The 1,803-nt window shown below is 69.9% G+C and carries 3 protein-coding genes; 1 reads left to right on the forward strand and 2 read right to left on the reverse strand.

Annotated elements, in window-relative coordinates:
* Together GPA_RS14575 and thyX are read right to left on the reverse strand one after the other, a co-directional pair.
* Nucleotides 1-369, reverse strand: a 369-nt coding sequence (locus tag GPA_RS14575; protein ID WP_041239718.1) for a DUF1385 domain-containing protein, incomplete at its 3' end; no start/stop codon positions are given.
* 1 nt (nucleotide 370) lies between these two features.
* Nucleotides 371-1,051, reverse strand: coding sequence for an FAD-dependent thymidylate synthase (gene thyX, locus GPA_RS14580; RefSeq protein ID WP_015540351.1), 681 nt, complete (start codon nucleotides 1,049-1,051; stop codon nucleotides 371-373).
* A gap of 112 nt (nucleotides 1,052-1,163) precedes the next feature.
* Between thyX and GPA_RS14585 the strand changes: the two genes are divergently transcribed.
* Nucleotides 1,164-1,803: class I SAM-dependent methyltransferase (locus tag GPA_RS14585; RefSeq protein ID WP_156791182.1), on the forward strand; the 640-nt coding region annotated here is incomplete at its 3' end.

A 1,803-nucleotide genomic window follows, 5' to 3' on the forward strand; every position in this document is an offset into this window, starting at 1 on the left:
GGGGCGTCGCGCAGGCGAGCCGGCGCGGTCGCGGGAAGGTCCCTCGCCCGACTCCTCGGCCTCGTCGCCCTCTTCCGCGAACGCATGCTCCGCGGCGATCTCGAGCGCCTTGAACCCCAGCACGAGCGACTCCACGAGCGCCCGGCAGCCGCGCACGAGCGGCCAGTGCAGCCAGCCGTTCTTCTTGCGGCCGCTCGCCAGGTCGTGCTCCTCCACGTAGATCTCGCCCGCAGGCTCGCGCACGGCCACCGACCAGTTGTACTTGCCGCGCATCATGATGCCCTCGATGAGGGCCTGCCCGCCCACGTGCGTCTTGCGGGCGCCGTCTTCCGAGAACGCGCGCGAGAGGTCGCTCTTCTCTTCGCCCATGCTAGCCCCTCGTCACCCGCGGATACGGGTTCCCGCAAGCCATCTTTCCCTCGGGGCAGGCGCCGCCCACGCAGGGGGCGCCGGCGTCTAGGAAGATGAACGGCGCCGTGGGGCGCGCCAGCTCGAGCATCCGGTGCGCCATGTCGCGGATCTCCCACTGCGCACGGTTGCAGCAGCGCAGGCGGAAGAAGTGCAGCAGCTCGCGCACGTTCATGGTGATGACGATCTTCGTCTCGGCCGCGTTCGGCAGGAGGTAGCGCGCGTCCTCGGCCGGCACGCCCGCTTCCAGCAGCTTCCCGTACGCCTCGACGGCGGCGTCGATCGCCCTGTCGAACACCGCGCTCGCCTCCTCGCTCGCCGCGACGCTCTCGGGCTTCACCGTGGCCACGCCGTCCGAGAACCTCACGTAGCGCTGGCTCTGCTGGTTGAAGCTGGCTATGCGGTGGCGCACCAGCTGGTGCGTGAGCGCCCGCGACACGCCGTCCACCGCGAAGGTGTAGCTGGCGTGCTCGAGCGTGGAGAAGTGGCCGCTGCCCATGATGGTGGAGAGCACGCTTTGCACGCGCTCCTCGGGCATGGTCTCCATGAGCTCGGCCGCGCCCACGGGCGCGTAGCACAGGCGCGCCGCCGTGGCGATGGCGCGCTCGGGGTCGGGGGTGTGGTACAGCAGTTCGACGTGCATGGGTCGGATGCTCCTCAATTCGGGATAAATTTGGCGATGCGGCTCGTTTCGGCATTATCTTTCGCTAGTATGGTAACCGATGCCGAGAACCCGCGATGCGAAAGGCTTCCCTATGGTCGAAAATTCCATCCACGAAACGCCCGGCGGTTCCCGCCCCGACAAGCCCGCAGCCGCCTTCACCCCGCTGCTCACCACCCGCGACTGGAACGAGGAGTGGAAGGAGCTGCAGAAGGCCCGCCGCGCCGCGGACGACGCCTCGCACTGGGACAAGCGCGCGGCCACGTTCGGCTCGAAGGACGCCCCGAACCCCTACGTGGAGCGGTTCCTAAAGCTGGCGGCCATCCGGCCGGGCGAATCGGTGCTCGACATGGGCTGCGGGACCGGCGCGCTGTCTATGCCGCTGGGCGCGGCGGGGCACCTCGTGGTGGCCGCCGACTTCTCGCGGGGCATGCTGGGCGTCTTGGAGGGCGAGCTTGCGGAGCGCGGCATTGCATCCGTCACGCCCAAGCTCATGAGCTGGGAGGATGACTGGGCCGCCCACGGCGTGCTCCCCGGCTCGGTCGACGTGGCCGTGGCCTCGCGCTCCATCGCCACCGCCGATTTGAAGGACTCGCTCATGCGCCTGACCGACGCGGCGCGCCGCCGCGTGTGCATCACGCTGCCCACCGGGGGCTCGCCGCGCACCGACGAGCGCGTGCTCACCGCCGTCGGCCTGCAGAACCAGCTGGGGCGCGACTACCTCTACGCGTTCG

Source organism: Gordonibacter pamelaeae 7-10-1-b (genome assembly GCF_000210055.1).
GTDB lineage: Bacteria > Actinomycetota > Coriobacteriia > Coriobacteriales > Eggerthellaceae > Gordonibacter > Gordonibacter pamelaeae.

What these genes read in the sequence shown, in the direction of transcription:
- thyX (WP_015540351.1), bottom strand. Translation starts at nt 1,051, where the DNA reads ATGCACGTCGAACTGCTGTACCACACCCCCGACCCCGAGCGCGCCATC.